This is a genomic window from Cognatundibacterium luofuense, from assembly GCF_018139685.1.
GTDB classification, from domain to species: domain Bacteria; phylum Pseudomonadota; class Gammaproteobacteria; order Burkholderiales; family Burkholderiaceae_D; genus Undibacterium; species Undibacterium luofuense.
Window position 1 is genome coordinate 1 of the sequence record NZ_JAGSPN010000469.1, and the last position, 312, is coordinate 312.

Genomic DNA, 312 nt, shown 5'->3' on the forward strand with positions numbered 1-312 from the left:
CTGGCAGCCGGTAAATATGCCGTATTGCGTTATCAGGGGCCGTACTCGGCCATGCAAGCGGTCTACCAATGGTTCTGTGGCCGGTGGTTGCCCGCATCGGGACTGGAAGCCGCCGATGCGCCACCATTTGAAGACTACCTGAACAACCCGCGCTGCACGGCGCCAGCGGATTTACTGACCGATATTTATCTGCCACTGCGCTAAGCATGTGGTGTTGTTGCCGTGCGCTCAGGCATGACATTCACACCTTGTCATGGTTGACGCGGTTAACTTACATTTTCTTACTTGATGCCTGCGGCTGAACGCGGCTAT

At 55.8% G+C, this 312-nt stretch carries 1 protein-coding gene; it reads left to right on the forward strand.

All coding sequences use genetic code 11. The annotated features are described in order from the left end of the window. On the forward strand, positions 1 to 204 hold a 204-nt coding region (locus tag KDM89_RS21255), incomplete at its 5' end, for an AraC family transcriptional regulator (protein WP_212689790.1). Between the last annotated feature and the right edge of the window lie 108 nt (positions 205 to 312).